The 18,549-nt window shown below is 49.6% G+C and carries 14 protein-coding genes and 1 tRNA gene; 8 read left to right on the top strand and 7 right to left on the bottom strand.

Features of this window, described 5'->3' with window-relative positions:
- The first annotated feature begins 48 nt into the window (after positions 1-48).
- A tRNA-Leu gene (locus ACTHS8_RS09240) sits at positions 49-133 on the top strand.
- A 120-nt stretch (positions 134-253) separates the two neighbouring features.
- Positions 254-1,594: a DUF2868 domain-containing protein gene (locus tag ACTHS8_RS09235; protein ID WP_440373538.1), complete on the top strand. Its 1,341-nt coding sequence runs from the start codon at positions 254-256 to the stop codon at positions 1,592-1,594.
- A 73-nt stretch (positions 1,595-1,667) separates the two neighbouring features.
- On the opposite strand, the gene ACTHS8_RS09230 is transcribed toward ACTHS8_RS09235, so the two are convergent.
- From ACTHS8_RS09230 to grpE, 3 genes are all read right to left on the bottom strand, one after another.
- Entirely contained in the window at positions 1,668-1,886 is a 219-nt protein-coding gene (locus ACTHS8_RS09230; protein WP_440373537.1) for a hypothetical protein, read from the bottom strand.
- Between the two features lie 267 nt (positions 1,887-2,153).
- The gene (gene dnaK / locus ACTHS8_RS09225) at positions 2,154-4,082 is read right to left on the bottom strand and encodes a molecular chaperone DnaK (protein WP_440373536.1); all 1,929 of its coding nucleotides are present in this window, start codon (positions 4,080-4,082) and stop codon (positions 2,154-2,156) included.
- A gap of 304 nt (positions 4,083-4,386) precedes the next feature.
- Positions 4,387-4,959, bottom strand: a complete 573-nt coding sequence (gene grpE / locus ACTHS8_RS09220; protein WP_440373535.1) for a nucleotide exchange factor GrpE — start codon at positions 4,957-4,959, stop codon at positions 4,387-4,389.
- Between the two features lie 150 nt (positions 4,960-5,109).
- Between grpE and cysE the strand changes: the two genes are divergently transcribed.
- Positions 5,110-5,928 (top strand): serine O-acetyltransferase, encoded by an 819-nt coding sequence (cysE, locus tag ACTHS8_RS09215; protein ID WP_070583842.1) that lies wholly within the window; start codon positions 5,110-5,112, stop codon positions 5,926-5,928.
- Between the two features lie 73 nt (positions 5,929-6,001).
- On the opposite strand, the gene ACTHS8_RS09210 is transcribed toward cysE, so the two are convergent.
- Positions 6,002-6,592, bottom strand: a complete 591-nt coding sequence (locus tag ACTHS8_RS09210; protein ID WP_308880930.1) for a tyrosine-protein phosphatase — start codon at positions 6,590-6,592, stop codon at positions 6,002-6,004.
- Between the two features lie 125 nt (positions 6,593-6,717).
- On the opposite strand from ACTHS8_RS09210, the gene mnmC reads away from it, so the two are divergent.
- Positions 6,718-8,328 (top strand): FAD-dependent 5-carboxymethylaminomethyl-2-thiouridine(34) oxidoreductase MnmC, encoded by a 1,611-nt coding sequence (gene mnmC, locus ACTHS8_RS09205; RefSeq protein ID WP_440373534.1) that lies wholly within the window; start codon positions 6,718-6,720, stop codon positions 8,326-8,328.
- Between the two features lie 77 nt (positions 8,329-8,405).
- Here the strand turns inward: mnmC and ACTHS8_RS09200 are convergent, their stop codons facing one another.
- Together ACTHS8_RS09200 and ACTHS8_RS09195 are read right to left on the bottom strand one after the other, a co-directional pair.
- On the bottom strand, positions 8,406-10,778 hold the full coding sequence (locus ACTHS8_RS09200; RefSeq protein ID WP_440373533.1) for a TonB-dependent hemoglobin/transferrin/lactoferrin family receptor: 2,373 nt from the start codon (positions 10,776-10,778) through the stop codon (positions 8,406-8,408).
- A 175-nt stretch (positions 10,779-10,953) separates the two neighbouring features.
- Positions 10,954-11,577: a biliverdin-producing heme oxygenase gene (locus tag ACTHS8_RS09195; RefSeq protein ID WP_063068912.1), complete on the bottom strand. Its 624-nt coding sequence runs from the start codon at positions 11,575-11,577 to the stop codon at positions 10,954-10,956.
- A 403-nt stretch (positions 11,578-11,980) separates the two neighbouring features.
- Between ACTHS8_RS09195 and ACTHS8_RS09190 the strand changes: the two genes are divergently transcribed.
- The 3 genes from ACTHS8_RS09190 to ACTHS8_RS09180 are packed head-to-tail and all read left to right on the top strand — an operon-like array spanning position 11,981 to position 15,467.
- Positions 11,981-13,291 (top strand): paraquat-inducible protein A, encoded by a 1,311-nt coding sequence (locus tag ACTHS8_RS09190; RefSeq protein WP_084824337.1) that lies wholly within the window; start codon positions 11,981-11,983, stop codon positions 13,289-13,291.
- A complete protein-coding gene (pqiB, locus tag ACTHS8_RS09185; protein ID WP_440373532.1) occupies positions 13,288-14,949 on the top strand; it encodes an intermembrane transport protein PqiB in 1,662 nt (553 codons plus the stop codon). The genes ACTHS8_RS09190 and pqiB overlap by 4 nt, the downstream gene beginning before the upstream one ends.
- Positions 14,949-15,467 (top strand): PqiC family protein, encoded by a 519-nt coding sequence (locus tag ACTHS8_RS09180; RefSeq protein ID WP_070646708.1) that lies wholly within the window; start codon positions 14,949-14,951, stop codon positions 15,465-15,467. The genes pqiB and ACTHS8_RS09180 overlap by 1 nt, the downstream gene beginning before the upstream one ends.
- A gap of 55 nt (positions 15,468-15,522) precedes the next feature.
- Here the strand turns inward: ACTHS8_RS09180 and grxB are convergent, their stop codons facing one another.
- Positions 15,523-16,233: a glutaredoxin 2 gene (gene grxB / locus ACTHS8_RS09175; RefSeq protein WP_440373531.1), complete on the bottom strand. Its 711-nt coding sequence runs from the start codon at positions 16,231-16,233 to the stop codon at positions 15,523-15,525.
- Positions 16,234-16,321: 88 nt separating this feature from the next.
- Between grxB and ACTHS8_RS09170 the strand changes: the two genes are divergently transcribed.
- Positions 16,322-18,535, top strand: coding sequence for a RelA/SpoT family protein (locus ACTHS8_RS09170; RefSeq protein WP_440373530.1), 2,214 nt, complete (start codon positions 16,322-16,324; stop codon positions 18,533-18,535).
- Positions 18,536-18,549: the final 14 nt, after the last annotated feature.

Here is an 18,549-nt window from a genome sequence, read left to right as displayed (position 1 = left end):
ACTTTGCGCCCCCATTAATCTTGTGTATAATCCACGGTTCAAATTAGTGCGGACGTGGCGAAATTGGTAGACGCACCAGATTTAGGTTCTGGCGCCGCGAGGTGTGAGAGTTCGAGTCTCTCCGTCCGCACCACACTCAAAATGAGCAGCTTTCGGGCTGCTTTTTTTACATCTATTCCACTATATACCCTATTCAAAATCGAAACTGCTTTTACAGCTGTTTCCATTGTATCTTTCAGACGGCCTATCATTTATGTTGAATCCATCGCAAAAACTTGTCGAATTGGTCCGTATCCTTGAAGAACGTGCCTATATTTTTCCGGGAGATCCTGTGCAGGCGACGGAAGCGTTGCGACATATTGATGGCGGCAATGAGGAAAAACTGATACGCCGTGCCCAAATTATTGACCGCGACCAGCATTTGAAATATGTGTTGCAACAGGTGGAGACAGGCTCGTTTTGGCTTTGGATTGTTGCAGCGACATTGTTGTTTACGGTCGGTTTTTCCAGTACTTATCTTTTGATGGACAATCAAGGGCTGAACTTTTTTCTGGTATTGGCCGGGATTTTGGGCATGAATACGGTCATGCTGCTGGTGTGGCTGGCGACTTTATTCTTGCGTTTGAAAAATGTGCACTTTATCAGCAGTCCGGCAACTTGGTTCCGAGGTAAAGATCCGGTCAATCAGGCAATTTTGCGGCTTTATGTGGACGAATGGCGCAAACCGCAAACGCGTTGGCTGATTGGTGCAACTTCACACGGCCTGTGGCTTTGCACGCTGTCGGGAATGTTGGTTTCTGTTTTGCTGCTGCTTTTGGTGCGTCAATATACGTTCAACTGGGAAAGTACGCTTTTAAGCAATACGGCGTTGGTGAAAACGGTTGAAGCTTTGTCATGGCTGCCGGAACGTTTGGGCTTTCCTGTTCCCGACAGTCAGGCCGTAATTGCAGGCCGTCTGAACAATCATATCGAAGATGCACGCGCTTGGGCGGGTTTACTCATCGGCAGCATCATCTGCTATGGTATTCTGCCGCGCTTGCTTGCTTGGCTGGCTTGCAAGATTACTTTAAAAACCCTTCGCGAACGTTTGGATTTGAATCAGCCCTACTATCAAAACATCCTCCGCACATGGCAAACGAAAATTGTTGATGCCGATGATTTTCAGGAAAACATCGTTCCCGTTTCATCTAAAATTACGCTGAATAATGCGCCCAAATGGGCAGTTACACTGGAAACTGAATGGCCTGAGCCGCTTTGGTTTTCCGGTGTTTTGGCGCAAGAATGGATAGACAAAGGCGTGGTCGCCGGCAGAAAAGATTTGGAACAATTAGAAGCCGAATTGAAACAAACTCCGGCGCAACTTCTCATCGGCGTACGCACGCAAACTGTTCCCGATCGTGGCATTTTGCGTCAAATCAGCCGCTTGGCTGAAGCTACGGACGGCGGTGTTATCATTCAGCTTTTGAATCAAGACAGTTTCTCTGAAGATTTGGATACCAAACTGGATTATTGGCGCAATGCGCTTGCAGAAAGAAACATTGCCTGGTTGGAGCCGACCCGTTTGGCACAAGAAAAACGGCAAACCTCTATTTGACAGATAAACTAAAGGCCGTCTGAAACCTGATGTTTGGGTTTCAGACGGCCTTATTTATTGTTGAGGATTCATCTTAATGATGGTCGTGGCGATGCTCTTGATGCTGTTTGGGCTTGGCTGCGTGGTATTTGGCTTTAGGTGCAGTTTTTTTCATTTTTTGCGGTTTGGCTTTTTTGTGCATACGTTCTTGTTTCGGATGCATTTCGTGTTTGCCGTGTGCAGAAGCGACAGGAGCCAATACCAAACCGGCAGCTGCAACCATCAAGGAGGTCATTTGAATCAGTTTTTTCATATTTATCTTCTTTCAAGGGGTTGATTTGAGGTAAAAATAAGAATTTATTCGCACTCAAGCGATGGACAAAATATTAATGGCTTTAACTGTCAGCTGCTGTCAGCATTCGGCGAAATCTGTTCAAAATTCGGCAATAGAAGTATGGCAACACAATGATGTAGCATGGTTTTGAAAGTTTACCGTCAATTTTGACAAAGCGTCTTTACACATTTCCCAAACGACAAAAAGCGCGAACCTTTCGATTCGCGCTTTTTCAGACGGCATCAATTATTTTTTGTCGTCTTTTACTTCTTCAAAGTCGGCATCTACGATGTCGTCGTCTTTCTTAGCAGAAGACTCGGCTTGTGCGCCCTCGCCTGCTTGTGCTTCAGCTTGCGCTTGAGCGTAAACCATTTCGCCCAATTTTTGGCTGGCTGCACCCAAAGCTTCGGCTTTGGCATCGATAGCGGCTTTGTCGTCGCCTTTAACTGCTTCTTCAGCTTCTTTCAACGCAGCTTCGATTTTTTCTTTCTCAGCAGCATCGAGTTTGTCGCCGTAGTCAGTCAGAGATTTTTTCACAGAATGAATCAGGGCTTCGGCTTGGTTGCGGGAAGCGACCAATTCAGTCAGTTTTTTATCTTCTTCAGCGTTGGCTTCGGCATCTTTCACCATGCGTTCGATTTCTTCTTCGCTCAAACCTGAAGAACCTTGGATGGTGATGTTGGCCGCTTTGCCAGTACCTTTGTCTTTGGCGGAAACGTGCAAGATACCGTTGGCGTCGATGTCGAAAGTAACTTCAATTTGCGGCATACCGCGTGGTGCAGGTGCGATGTCGGTCAAGTTGAACTGACCCAAAGATTTGTTGGCAGAAGCGCGCTCGCGTTCGCCTTGCAGCACATGGATGGTTACTGCGCTTTGGTTGTCTTCGGCAGTAGAGAACACTTGAGACGCTTTAGTCGGAATAGTAGTGTTCTTTTGAATCAGCTTGGTCATCACGCCGCCCATGGTTTCGATACCCAAAGACAGAGGAGTTACGTCCAGCAGCAATACGTCGCTACGGCCGCCGCTCAATACTTCGCCTTGAATCGCTGCACCTACGGCAACAGCTTCGTCAGGGTTCACGTCTTTACGAGGTTCTTTACCGAAGAAGGCTTTAACGGCTTCTTGTACTTTCGGCATACGGCTTTGACCACCGACCAAAATTACGTCGTCGATGTCGCTGGTGCTCAAGCCGGCATCTTTCAATGCAACTTTACAAGGCTCGATAGAACGTTGGATCAAATCTTCAACCAGGCTTTCAAATTTGGCACGGGTAATTTTCATGGCCAAGTGTTTAGGACCTGTTGCGTCCATAGTGATGTATGGCAGGTTGATTTCAGTTTGCTGACCGCTGGACAATTCGATTTTGGCTTTTTCGGCAGCTTCTTTCAGACGTTGCAGAGCCATTACGTCTTGTTTCAAATCAATGCCTTGCTCTTTTTTGAACTCGTCAATGATGTAGTCGATCAAGCGTTGGTCGAAGTCTTCGCCACCCAAGAAAGTATCGCCGTTGGTAGCCAATACTTCAAATTGTTTGTCGCCGTCGAGGTTGGCAATTTCGATGATGGAAATATCGAAAGTACCACCACCCAAGTCATATACAGCTACTTTGCGGTCTTTGTTGTCGCCTTTATCCATACCGAACGCCAAAGCGGCTGCGGTTGGTTCGTTGATGATACGTTTTACTTCCAAACCTGCGATGCGACCTGCGTCTTTAGTCGCTTGACGTTGGCTGTCGTTGAAGTAGGCTGGAACGGTAATCACGGCTTCAGTGACTTTTTCACCCAAGTAAGCTTCGGCGGCTTCTTTCATTTTACGCAGGACTTCTGCGGAAACTTGCGGCGGAGACAGCTCTTTGCCTTGCGCTTTCACCCATGCGTCGCCGTTGTTGGCTTTGATGATTTCGAAAGGCATGGATTCGATGTCGCGTTGAACTTCTTTGTCTTCAAATTTATGACCGATCAAACGTTTTACAGCGTAGATGGTGTTTTTAGCGTTGGTTACCGCTTGGCGTTTGGCGGGTGCGCCGACGAGGACTTCGCCGCCGTCCAGATAAGCGATAACGGAAGGAGTGGTGCGTGCACCTTCTGCATTTTCGATCACTTTGGTTTGACCGTTTTCAGAAATGGCCAAACAAGAGTTGGTTGTACCTAAGTCAATACCGATTACTTTTGCCATATTATGTTGCTCCTAATAAATAAACTTTTCTAAATTAATAATCCTGTGGAACATTTCGTTCCGATGGCTTGTAAATAAGGTTGCTTCATTTTTTTTCAAGGCTTAATTTAAATTTTTTTTTAAATTAAATTCAAATACTTGATTTATTTATCCACAAGCCGCTTATTCTTTTTTCAGACGGCCGGCTTTAATTTTCCGATTCCGGTTTATCGGAATAATTTTCCAATAGCGGAATATCGGGCTTTGAAACCGGATAAGGCCGTCTAAAGATTTTATGCTTGATAAACTGTATCAAGCGGTGCCTTCAATCTTCTTTTTTCGCCACGACAACCATCGCAGGACGCAGGACGCGGTCGGATAATGTATAGCCTTTTTTCATCACGCTGACGATGGTGTTTGGTTCTTGCTCGCTGACCACTGCCTGCATGGCTTGGTGGTAATGCGGGTCAAGTTTCTCGCCTGCCTGAGGATTGATTTCTTTAATATGGGTGGCATCAAACGCTTTTTGCAACTCGTTCAAAGTCATTTGCACGCCCATTTTCAGGGCATCGAAATTACCGCTTTGGTCGAGCAGCGCCATTTCAAGGTAGTCTTTGACAGGCAGCATTTCGGCCGCAAATTTTTGTCCGGCAAATTTATGGGTATCGGCGATTTCTTGCTGATGGCGGCGGCGCAGGTTTTGCTCGTTTGCCAAACCGCGCAGCTCGCTGTCTTTGAGCTGGCCTTCCAACTCGGCAATACGCGCCTGCAGATCTTCGTAAGTTGGCTCGGCTTGTGCTTCGGCTTGTTCGGTTTCAACCGCTTCAGCAGTCTCTACGGCTGCCGCTTCTTCGACTTCATTTTGGTGTTGTTTGTTACGATCCGTCATTTCTGACATCCTTTTAGAGTGTTAGCATTCAATGACCCATATATAAGGCCGTCTGAAAAAACTTCAAGCATTTGAACGTCGATTATCAAATGCCTTGTTAAAAGACGTTGGAAAACGGTAAGATAGCCATCTGATTTTATTCTTCAGACGGCCTCGAATATGAAAAAAGACCATTTGAATTCAACCGATTTTAATCTGTGGCACACCATCCGCGAAGAAACCGAAGCGGCCGCCGCGGCCGAGCCGATGCTGGCAAGCTTCCTGCACCAAACCGTGTTACGCCACGATTCGCTCGATTCGGTACTTGCCTACCATCTTTCCAGTAAGCTCGGCAGCCCGATTATGGATGTGCGTGCGCTGTTTGAAATTTATCAACAAGCTTTGAGCGTGGACACCCGTATCAGCAAATGCGTCGAGGCCGACTTGAAAGCCATTTATGAGCGCGACCCAGCTTGTGACGAATATTCGCTGCCGCTGTTGTATTTCAAAGGTTTCCACGCCGTACAGGCGCACCGTATCAACCACTGGCTCTATCAAAACGGCCGTAAAACGCTGGCGTATTTCCTGCAAAACCGCATGTCGGAAGTCTTCGGTGTTGACATTCACCCTGCCGCCCGTTTCGGTCACGGTTTGATGCTCGACCATGCCACTGGTTTTGTGGCCGGCGAAACCGCCGTCTTAGGCAACAACATTTCCATCCTCCACGGCGTAACGCTGGGCGGTTCGGGCAAAGAAAGCGGCGACCGCCACCCGAAAATCGGCAATGGCGTAATGATTGGTGCGAACGCTTCGATTTTAGGCAACATCCGTATCGGCGAAAATGCCAAAATCGGCGCAGGCAGCGTGGTGGTTGCCGACGTACCGTCTTCGATTACCGTTGTCGGCGTACCGGCCAAACCGGTCGGCCGCTCTTCCAAAACTCCGTCTGCCGATATGGATCAAAGCATTCAATTATCATCTACGGATTTTGTGATTTAAGCAATCTGCCATTTAAAAGGCCATCTGAAAGATTTGTTCTTTCAGACGGCCTTTTATCATTTAAATCCTAGTGTTAACCGCGTTTGCGCAAGGCTTCCAAGTGCGTTTTAACCTGCTTGACTTTCTCTTCGGTAAACAGGTTGGCAATGTTTTTCCAAATGCTGTGATAACCGTAAGGACCATGTTGCATTTCGGCTTTTGCTTCTTCCACCGGCCAGCCTTGATAAATGATGCGGTACATTCCGGCAATCAAACCGGTACGGTCCGCGCCGTGATAACAATGGATAAGCACTGCGCCGTTTTGCTGTTGTTTTTCAATCAAGTATAGGATTTCCGCAATCTCTTTCGGCTTGATGCTCCATGACAGCAACGGACGATTTAGCAAGGTCAAACCATGCTCTTTCAAATGGTCGTCATCGTTGCGGTCGAAAAAGCGCAAGTTGATCACGCTTTGAATGCCCAGCTTGACGATGGCTTCGCCATCTTCGGAAACAGGCTGCTCGCTGCGGTAAAGCTTGTCGTCGATGCGATAAAGGTTGGCATCGTGTTTGACAGGCGTTGCCCAGCGTTCGGACTGAACGGCTTTGCTGCCATTATCCGGCGACGCGGACGAGCAAGCGATGGGCAAGCCGGAAGCGAGAAGGCACAATAAAAGACGGCGCATAAAATTCCTGTATGAAAATCAATTGAAAATCAAAATATCATGCGATTCTATCAAAACCCGTTCGGATATTCTATCCGAGCAAACCGCGTTACAATAAAGCCTCTTTTTTCAGACGGCCTTTCATCATGACCTGCCTTGCTTGGAACACCACGCCTTCCCTTGCTACCCTTTGCCGCGGCATCGAACAACATACCGCGCCGCTTTATTTGATTGTCTGCCTGCCTGAAAACCATATTCCCGATTTTCCATTATCGAATCATCCCTCCGAGCTTGAAGGCCGTCTGAATAACCGCCTCGTTCAAGCCATGAAATGCCTTCAGTTCAACAGCGTCAATGTTTTAGAAAACCTATTGCCTGATGTACATCTCTGGCTGGTTCCGCCACACCGCGCCGACCGCTTACACGAACATTTCCATCATATCGAATGGCAAACCGAAGCCATACCCCAATCCGCCCCAACTCCCCTAAAACCTTGGTTCAGACGGCCTGAACATCAAGCCGCGCCCGAACACGTCCTGATTATCGGCGCAGGCATTGCCGGTGCAGCGACTGCACGCAAACTGGCGGAACACGGCGTACGCGTTATGGTTTTGGAGGCAGGCAAAGCAGCGCAGGCAGGCAGCGGCAACCGCCAAGGCTTGCTCTACGCCAAAATCTCGCCACACGATACCGAACAAACCGAGCTGCTGCTGACAGGCTACGGCTACACGCGCCGATTGTTGGAAGACTTGCTGCCTGATTCCGACGTATGGGGCGGCGACGGCGTATTGCATTTGAATTTTGACGACAGCGAACGCAAACGCAATCAGGCCTTGGGTTTGCAACACCAGCATAAACACCTCTACCGCAGCGTATCTGCCGAAGAGGCAGCACACATTGCAGGCATAGACGTATTTTCAGACGGCCTTTACTGGCCGCAAGGCGTATGGCTGAATCCACCCACTGTCGTGCATGCCTTATTGAATCATCCGCTGATTGAGTTGCACGAACACTCGCCGCTGACCGCAGTATCACATGACGGCACACAATGGACGGCACACACGCCAAACGCGCATTTCAATGCCAGCCATATTGTTTACTGTATGGGCGCGCACAGCCCGACTGCCGCCGACACCAACGTCTCCGCCCTGCCTTTCCGCCAAATCCGCGGACAAACCGGCGTTGTGTCCGCCAGCCCGTTTTCACAAAAGCTGAATTGCGCCATTTCCGGCGAAAGCTACATCAGCCCAAGCTGGCAAGGCCGCCACTGCTATGGCGCGACATTTGTCCTCAACAGCAACGATGAAACTTGGTATCCGCACGAAGAAACCGAAAACCGCGCCGCTCTGCAACAGCTCAATCCCCCATTGGCACAATCCCTGTTTGAGCAAGATTCGTTTTCAGACAGCCTTCTCGACACACAAGGCCATGCCGCCCTACGTTGCGACAGCCTCGACCACTTGCCCGTTGTCGGCGCGCTCGGCGACATCGCCGCCATGCAGTCCGCCTACGCCAAGCTGGCATTGGACAAAAACTACCGCCTCGACAATATCCCCTGCCCTTACCTGCCCCATGCCTACATCAATACGGCACACGGCACGCGCGGACTGGCGACAGCCCCCATCTGCGCCGCCGCCATTGCAGCCGAAATACTCGGCTTGCCGCATCCGCTATCGCAAAGGCTGAGAACCGCGCTACACCCCAACCGCGCCATCATCCGCGCGATTGTTCGGCAGCAGCCGTTGTTATCCGTTTAAAGATTTCGTTTTAAATAAAAAAGGCCGTCTGAAAGTCATCAAAACTTTCAGACGGCCTTTAGCTATCCGTCAACTGCTTAGAATTTCCATTCCAGCGAGACGGCGTAATTCCGGCCTGGGGCGCGGTAACGATCTAAACCTTTGCCATCGCGGTCAACGCCGTTGGTGGTGCTGTAACTATACAGGCCGCGCAGGGAATCCCAAGTGGTGTATTTGCGGTTGAACACATTATACACGCCTGCACGCAGGGTCAGGTTTTTCACCGGTTTGTAGAAACCGTACATATCGAACACGTAAGCCGATTTGTTCAGCCATGGATAATCCACTACTTTTTCTTGCAAAGGCGTACCCCAACCGGTGTTTTCAAACACGGTATATTGAGCTTCTTTGGCTTTTTTCGCACCCAAATAAGTCAGGCGGGAGAACACACCCCATTTTTCGCTCGGGCTTTCGTAATCGACACCGGCAATCACTTTCAGAGGCTGAGTGGACAACAGGCTGTTGTTGCCTGACAGTTTGCTCTTCGCGTAACCGACAGAACCAAACAATTTCCAGCCTTCAGGTACAAAAGAAACCACTTGACCTAAATTCAGACGGCCTGTCAGCTCAAGACCACGGATTCGGGCCTTGTCGATGTTTTGCATCTGCCATTCCAGTTTTTCGGAATAAGGATTGCTACAAATACCATAATAGTAATTCATCTGAGTACAGCCGACATCGCCACTGGTGGTCAGCCTCTGCTCTTCAGACAAGAAGTTGCGGTAATTGCTTTGATACAGGTTGGCATCCAAAGTACCTTTTTCGCTGCGGCCTTGCAGAGAAAGGGTATGGGTGGTGCTGCGCTCGGCTTTCAGGTTCGGATTAGGCAACCAGGTACCTGAGCCGTGGTTGTAAGTGAAATACACTTCAGACGCATTCGGCACGCGGAAACCGGAAGTTACATCGTAACCCAAACGCCATGTCTGACTCAGCTGTGCAGCCAATCCGACAAAACCGCTCCAGCCTTTATAAGTGTTGGCTGCAGGTGGTGTTTTGTCACAAGCATGACACTCGGCATTCAGTTGCTGCGGCGTCATTTTGGTGTAGTCGTAACGGATACCTGCGCGGCTGCTAAACACGTCGTTCCATTGGATTTGATCAGACAGCGAGAAACCGTAGTTGTTGGTTTTCACCGGATGCTGGATGGTGCTGGCTGTTCGGACGATGCGGCCGCTGAAGTAGTAGTCGTCGCGGTTTAAGTTTTCAAACTCACGCTGGCTGGCGAAAGTTTTAAACGACAAGCGATGTTGGCCGCCCATTTGCAACGGTTGGCTGTCCATACGCAATGTAATGCGTTTGAAGGTTGTATCCATGCTGCGGTTGTAGATTTCGTCCAAATCCTTCTGATTGTAGTTGCGCGTCCAAGTGGAATAATCCATCGGGAACGAGCCTTTGTAGTTAACCGCCGCTACTTTGGTTTTCTGATAATCGAAGTCCGCTTTCAACAACGACAACCAATTCGAATCGGGCGTCCACTCGTAAAACAGGTTGGCATTGCGCCGTCTGTTTACGTCATCGGCTTCGCGCCAAGAAGAAGCGGTCAGGTTATAAGACTCTTCGATCGTGTAATTGTGGCCCTGCTGACCGTTGAGAGATGCGCCGATACGATGGTTGTCGTTGATTTGGTAAGCAATCTTACCCAAGAAGCTGTGGTATTTGTGTTTGGACGGGTCAGGAATACCGCGCGCAGAACCACGGATATTCGCTCCGCTGCCGGCGCCCTCTACCGGATAACCACGCTCGCCCGCGCTTTCAGTCTCATGACCACGACGTTGCGAATACAGCAAAGCGGCATCCACGCGGTCGTTGCTCACGCCGAACCCAAGTGTATTTGTCCATTCGCGGTTGCGGCTGCTGTAACCGTTTTTCATCATCACGCCGAACTGCCGCTCAGACAACAGCAAATCACGCCCTTGCAGGGTTTGGTAATTCACGCCGCCACCCAATGCACCGCTGCCGGTATTGAAAGAGTCCGCCCCTTTCACGATGTCGATGTTGCGCACCAGTTCGGGGTCAATAGACAGGCGCGAGCTGTTGAAGTTGCCATAACGGGCATACAGCGAGTTTTCTTCGGAATCAGGCAGGTTTACGCCGTCAATGCTGACGCCGACACGGTTGCCTTCCACGCCGCGAATAGCAAAGCCTTTTTGATGGCGGCCGCTGTCGCTCAAGCCGACGTCTGTGGAATAACGTACCAAGTCTTTGTTGTCGCGCACCATTTCTTGTTGGATACGGCCAAGGTTGACACGTTCCACGGTTGCAGGCGCATTACGCTGACCTTTAACGCGGACTTCTTTTATCTCTGCTTTAACGGGTGTGGTTTCAGTCGCAGCTTCATCTGCTGCCAAGACTGGACTGCCGAAAATACTGCCGACCAGCGCGGCAATAGGGAGCATTTGTAATGGTTTCATATTATCAACTCAAGATGTAATGGATTGTTCATCCATCAGTTAATACATAATAAATTTTCTGATAATCATTAATAATTAATAAGACAGCAACCCGTTCAAACAAAACTTTGTAGTGTAATTAAAGGCCCCTGCAAACATCTACGCCGAGACCTTGTCTGTTTGATTTAATTATTTTTTAGAGTCTGTGCGGCGTCATACCTTCAGGCGCTTCCGCACCTTCCGGCAAACCGAAGGTTTCACGCAAGACAACTTTATAGAATTCAAAAGCTTCTTGTGCGCCTTGAATGGCTTCCGCTTCAGCTTCCGGAGTCAAGTTCAAAGCGTTTAGATGCTCGACAAAAGCGCGCCAGTGTTTGCCGCGGCCGTTTGGATGCGGAGCCAGGTGGCGTGCGCCGAATTCGCCGTTGTATTCAAGTTTTTGAGCGTGTTTGAACAAGAATGCCGCGCCCAAATTAGAACCTTCGGCGCAATACAGCCAGCCGATGGCTTTATTGCCGGTTTCGTGTGGCAATTCTTTGTCAAATTTGTAAGGCTCTTCACCCAAGTCTTTCAAGTCTTGAGTCACGGCATCGTAACGCGCCATGTATTCAAGCTCTGGAATGGCTTTGTTCAATTCGGCATCTTTATAGATATGGTCAACAGCCTTGTGGAAAACAGATTGAAGTTTCAAGAATTTGATGTAGTTTTCTTTGCTGGAAAAAGGTTGAACGGACATAACCAAGTTATCAACGCTGTCGTGCGTTGTCGTGGTTTGCTCTTTCAAGCGTTTGGCGAAAGTCAGCTCTTGGGTTTCACTCATGATGTTTCCTTTGAATTAAGAGACTAATAGTTTCAGACGGCCTTTATGGTTAAAAATACCGTCCGATTTGAAAAGAATCGTTTTAAAAACAAAGAAGATAACTTTTAACCTGCTTCAGGTTCATTGATCGCACACCTTCCACAAATCTACAAGTCTCATCGTGTTTTTCAGGAATAAGAATATATATTATTTTCATAATAATGACAATAAACAAAACCAAGACCTATTAATAAAATTTAACAGCCCATAGCAATAATCTTTTGAAGTCTTTTCAAACTTTTCAGACAGCCCAAACCTTATTAAACAGCCGCCATTCAACCAAATATCTGCTAAATTTGTGCTATCCTGCTGTTTTCATTTATAATGCGACACTCTTTGCACCTTCTTTACCCCCTGCCGAACCATGAAACGGATTCCTGCCTACCATCGCTGGTGGCGCTACAAGTCTTATCTTCCTGATGCGACGCTGCCTGCACATACGGTGGAATGCCCCGATTGCGGCTGCCGTATGGATATTCCGCGCCTGCGTCAGGGGCAGGAAGCGCATTGTCCGGTATGCAACCATGAAATCGTAGAGGTGGAAAACAATCCGTATATCGCGCCGATCGCCTATGCGCTGACAACCTTGATTCTGATGGCGTTTGCGTACAATATGGTGTATATCCGCGTCGATTTGTTCGGCGTGACATCGATTTTGTCGTTGCCGCAAATGATGCGGCTTTTGATTTCGCTGGATTATGGTTTTCTGGCGGAAGTGATGTTTATCCTTACTTTCGGTGCGCCTTTACTGTTTTTACTGCTCTGCCTGTATGTTTATACGGCTTTGATACGCGAAAAGGCCTACCCTGCGCTGCGCTTTGCGACGCGTGTATTGGTGCGGCTGCGTCATTGGATTATGGTGGATGTGTTTTTCATCTCCACTTTGGTGGCGTATATCAAGCTCTCGTCCGTTGCTACGGTAGAGTTCGGCTCGGCGTTTTATCTGATGTTTCCGCTGTCGGTCATGCTGATTCGGACTTCGGTATCGATTCCGCAGCATTGGGTTTATTATAAGATTCACCGTTTAACCGGCGGCCATGCGGTTCAGACGGCCTCTGAAGACAAAATCTGTTGCAGCCGCTGCCTGTATTTCCGCAATAAAGACGAGCAGCCTTGCGGCGTATGCGGCGCAGACTTATACCGCCGCCGCCCGAAAAGCCTGAGCATTTCGCTGGCGTTTTTAGTGGCGGCGTTTATCCTGTATTTCCCTGCCAACATCCTGCCGATTATGATTTCGTCCAACCCGACGGCTTTGGAGATCAATACGATTTTCAACGGCATTGTTTATATGTGGGACGAAGGCGACCGGTTGATTGCCGTGATTATCTTTAGTGCCAGTATTATGCTGCCGGTTTTGAAGATTATTGCGATGGCGGTTTTGATTTATTCCGCATACTTCAAACCTGTGATGAGCGCGGACAAAATGTCGGTTTTGTATCGGATTACCGAATCCATCGGCCGCTGGTCGATGATTGATATTTTTGTGATTATTCTTTTGATGAGTTCGTTCCACACCAATATGGCACGCGTCGTGCCGGGTGGTGCAGCGATTTACTTCTGCCTGGTCGTTATTTTGACCATGCTTTCTGCCTATTATTTCGATCCCCGTCTGATTTGGGACAAGCAACAGCAGCTTTCAGACGGCCTTGATTCTGACCAGACCTTAACACAATGAAAAAACACGATTCTTCACCCAATTATCACGCACCGGCGCGTGTCAAGAAAACCAATGTCTTCACGTCTGTCGTGTGGCTGATTCCGCTGATTGCGCTGATTGCCGGCGGCTGGCTTTTGGTTAAAGACATCCGCAACCGCGGCCCTGTCGTTACACTGTTGATGGACAGCGCGGAAGGCATCGAAGTCAACAACACCGTTATTAAAGTGTTGAATGTCGATGTCGGACGCGTTACCCGCATCAAATTGCGCGACGACCAAAAAGGCGTGGAAGTCACTGCGCAGCTCAGCGCCGATGCCAAAGACCTTATCCGCAGCGATACCCAATTTTGGGTGGTCAAACCGCGTATCGACCAAAGCGGCGTTACCGGCTTGGGAACCTTGCTTTCCGGTTCATATATTGCATTTACACCTGGCAAAAGCCAAGAAACCAAAGATGTATTTGTCGTCCAAGACATTCCACCGATTGCCGCCATCGGTCAAAGCGGCCTGCGCCTGAATTTGGTCGGCAAAAACGACCGTATCCTCAACGTCAGCAGCCCTGTTTTGTATGAAAATTTTATGGTCGGCCAAGTAGAAAGCGCGCATTTCGACCCGTCCGACCAAAGCGTGCATTACACCATCTTCATCCAAAGTCCCAACGACAAACTGATTAATTCCGCCAGCCGTTTCTGGCTGGAAAGCGGCATCAATATCGAAACCACAGGCAGCGGTGTCAAACTCAACTCCGCTCCTCTGGCTGCACTACTGTCTGGTGCGATTTCGTTTGATTCGCCCAAAACAAGCGACAGTAAAAACGTCAAAAGCGAAGACAGCTTCACGCTTTATGACAGCCGCAGCGAAGTGGCCAATCTGCCTGACGACCGCTCGCTGTATTACACTGCATTCTTCAAACAATCAGTACGCGGTCTGACTGCCGGTTCTCCCGTCGAATACAAAGGCCTGAATGTCGGCGTAGTTTCCGATGTCCCCTATTTCGACCGCAACGACAGCCTGCATTTGTTTGAAAACGGCTGGATTCCCGTGCGCATCCGCATTGAGCCTTCCCGTTTGGAAATCAATGCCGACGAGCAAAGCAAAGAGCATTGGAAACAACAATTTCAGACGGCCTTAAACAAAGGCCTGACCGCCACCATCTCCAGCAACAACCTGCTGACCGGCAGCAAAATGATTGAGTTGAACGATCAGCCTTCTGCCTCGCCTAAGCTGCGACCGCATACCGTTTATGCAGGCGATACCGTTATCGCAACCCAAGGCGGCGGTTTGGACGATTTGCAGGCAAAAGTGGCCGACTTGTTAGACAAATTCAACAATCTGCCATTGGATAAAACTGTTGCCGGCTTGAACGGTTCGCTTGCCGAACTCAAATCCACCCTCAAATCTGCCAATGCTGCCCTAAGCTCCATCGATAAACTGGTCGGCAAACCGCAAACGCAAAACATTCCGAACGAGTTGAACCAAACCCTGAAAGAATTGCGTCAAACCCTGCAAGGCGTATCGCCGCAATCGCCTATCTATGGCGACGTACAAAATACGCTGCAAAGTTTGGACAAAACCTTAAAAGACGTTCAACCCGTGATTAATACTTTGAAAGAAAAACCCAACGCGCTGATTTTCAACAGCAGCAGCAAAGACCCTATCCCGAAAGGAAGCCGATAATGCGCCTCTTCCCGATTGCCGCCGCCCTGACGCTTGCCGCCTGCGGTACTGCGCAAAGCACACAATATTTCGTCCTGCCCGACAGCCAGTACATCCGCCCGGCTGCGCATGGCAATGAAATTGCGGTCAAAGTCAACCTTGCCGAACCGCTTGCCAACGGCGGCCTCGTTTACCAAACCGATGCCTATCATGTGAATCTAGCGAAAAACCACCTTTGGGCGGCACCGCTCGATGGCGCATTGGCAGCAAATCTCAGCAACAAGCTCAACCGCCTCAATCCGCATCGCACCTTCGTGCCTGCTTCACGCAGCCAAAGCAGCCAAACCCTGAAAGTCTATATCGAAGCCTTCCAAGGCAGCTATCAGGGGCAGACCACCATCAGCGGTTATGCACAATGGCCGGACGGACGCAGCAAACCATTTAACGCCGTCACGCCGCAACAAGGCGACGGCTATACCGCCATGCTCGAATCGTTGGAAAACGGTTTGTCACAGGTTGCCGATACGATTGCCTATTAAACAAAAGGCCGTCTGAAAAACTTTCAGACGGCCTTTTTCATGTTTCAAACATTCATTACAACGCGCGGTCAAAATACAAAGCCACGCCGGAACGCTCGCTCATCGCCAACAAATAATCCATCAATTTTTGCGGCCATTGAATACCGCGCACAACGGTCAGGTTGCGCAAAATAGGGAAAGTCAGGATATCTTCCAAACTGATTTCACCGCCCAAGCCCTCGCCTTCGCACACCAGCGCTTCCAGTTCTGCTAAGTCTTGATGCAGACGCTCCAGATACTGCGCCGTTTTGTTCAGATTAGTCTCGAAATTGCCGATACTTTTCTCTTTTTTGTCGATAAAGTATTTTTTCGCCTCATCGGTATCAAATTCGGGCAGGCCGATTTTGACCATGCGCGGCTGTACCAATTTGTTATTGTATTCGCCCACTTTATCCAACCAAGCCTGCATTTCTGGACGAACTTCCTCTTTCAGACGGCCTTGATCGATATAGCGGACAATATCCAAACTTTCGCCCATAAACGAACCGTCTTCTTTTTGCAAAATCGGCACTTGTTTTGAGCCAATCATGCCAATCGGCGTAGCTTCGTCATCGTTCGCCAAGATGACCTCTTCCACCGCCACATCGCGCAAGCCAAAAATCATCCGCGCACGGACGCAAAACGGGCAATGGTCGTAAATATACAGTTTCATCGAAATACTCCTTAAAATTTCAAAACGGTTAACCATAACACCCAAGGCCGTCTGAAACAAGGTGTCCTGAAACATAGTGCCACATTCGCATACAAATCTAGGGCTGTCGGCAAGAAACTGTTACAATGGCAACGTTTTTATCAAAAAGAAAAAAACGCACGCCATGACCACTATTCGCCAAACGCCCCAAACATCGAGTGCAACGCTGGAAGGCCTCCTCGCATGGTTCGACGGCTATGTTGCCGCGCTGCCCGATTCCGATAAAAACCTGATTCAGACGGCCTTTGACCTGTCTAAAGAACATTATCCTGCCGATGCCCTAACGACTTACGGCGAGCCTTTAATGGAACATTTTCTCGGCTCGATGCAAATCGTCAGCGAACTCGACCTCTTGCCTGATGCCGTGGCCGCCACGATTTTGTCCGACATCGGCAAATACGTTCCCACTTGGCGCGAATTGGTTACCGAACGCTGCAACAGTACCGTTTGCGAACTGGTCAAAGGCGTGGACGAAGTCCAGAAACTGACCCAATTCGCCCGCGTGGACAGCCTTGCCACACCGGAAGAACGCAGCCAACAGGCCGAAACCATGCGCAAAATGCTGTTGGCGATGGTTACCGACATCCGCGTCGTCCTGATCAAACTGGCGATGCGCACGCGCACCCTGCAATTTTTAAGCAACGTTCCCGACAATCCTGAAAAGCGCGCCGTTGCCAAAGAAACCCTCGACATTTTTGCCCCGCTCGCCAACCGCTTGGGCGTGTGGCAACTCAAATGGCAGCTCGAAGATTTGGGCTTCCGCCATCAAGAGCCGGAAAAATACCGTGAAATCGCCCTACTTTTGGACGAAAAACGCACCGAGCGCCTCGAATACATCGAAAACTTCCTCAATATCCTGCGTACGGAACTGAAAAAATACAATATTCATTTTGAAGTTGCCGGAAGACCGAAGCACATCTACTCCATTTACAAAAAAATGGTGAAGAGAAAACTCACTTTCGACGGCCTGTTCGACATCCGTGCCGTACGGATTTTGGTTGACACCATTCCCGAGTGTTACACCACGTTGGGCATTGTCCACAGCCTCTGGCAGCCGATTCCGGGCGAGTTCGACGACTACATCGCCAACCCGAAAGGCAACGGCTATAAAAGTTTGCACACCGTTATCGTCGGCCCGGAAGACAAAGGCGTGGAAGTCCAAATCCGCACCTTCGATATGCACCAATTCAACGAATTCGGTGTTGCCGCCCACTGGCGTTATAAAGAAGGTGGCAAGGGTGATTCCGCCTACGAACAAAAAATCGCTTGGTTGCGCCAACTCCTAGACTGGCGTGAAAACATGGCCGAAAGCGGCAAAGAAGACCTTGCCGCCGCCTTTAAAACTGAGCTGTTCAACGATACGATTTATGTTTTGACCCCGCACGGCAAAGTCCTCTCCCTGCCTATGGGCGCCACCCCCATCGACTTTGCCTATGCCCTGCACAGCAGCGTGGGCGACCGTTGCCGCGGCGCAAAAGTCGAAGGACAAATCGTGCCGCTGTCAACGCCGTTAGAAAACGGGCAACGCGTTGAAATCATTACCGCCAAAGAGGGAAATCCTTCCGTCAACTGGCTCTACGAAGGCTGGGTCAAATCCAACCGCGCCATCAGCAAAATCCGTGCTTACATCCGCCAGCAAAATGCGGATACCGTGCGCGAAGAAGGCCGGGCCCAGCTGGACAAACAGTTGTCAAAAATCTTCCCCAAACCCAATCTGCAAGCATTGGCGGAAAAACTCGGCTTCAAAAAAACCGACGAACTCTATACGGCCATCGGTCAGGGCGAAGTTTCCAACCGCGCCATCCACAAAGCCTGCGGCGCGCTGAATGAACCGCCTCCCGTGCCGATTGATGAAACCAATATCGTCAAGCAGTCCAAAATCAAAAAAGGCGGCAAAAACGGCATTTTGATTGACGGCGAAGACGGCCTGATGACCACGCTTGCCAAATGCTGCAAACCGGCACCTCCTGACGATATTATCGGCTTCGTTACACGCGACCGCGGCATTTCCGTCCACCGCTGCACCTGCCCTTCTTTCCGCCACCTTGCCGAACAGGCGCCAGAAAAAGTGTTGAACGCAAGCTGGGCAGCCTTGCAAGAAGGACAAGTGTTTGCCGTTGATGTTGAAATCCGCGCCCAAGACCGCTCCGGTTTGCTGCGCGACGTTTCGGATGCACTGGCGCGTCATAAACTCAACGTTACCGCGGTGCAAACCCAATCGCGCGATTTGGAAGCCAGTATGCGCTTTACCCTTGAAGTCCGCCAAGTCAACGACCTGCCGCGCGTATTAGCCAGCTTGGGCGACATCAAAGGCATTTTAAGCGTAACGCGCTTGTAGTTCTAACTCACCAA

This window comes from Neisseria sp. P0016.S008 (genome assembly GCF_051957775.1).
Lineage (GTDB): Bacteria > Pseudomonadota > Gammaproteobacteria > Burkholderiales > Neisseriaceae > Neisseria > Neisseria flavescens_B.
Note: the sequence above shows the minus strand (reverse complement) of the source record. Positions and strands in the feature narration are given on the sequence as shown.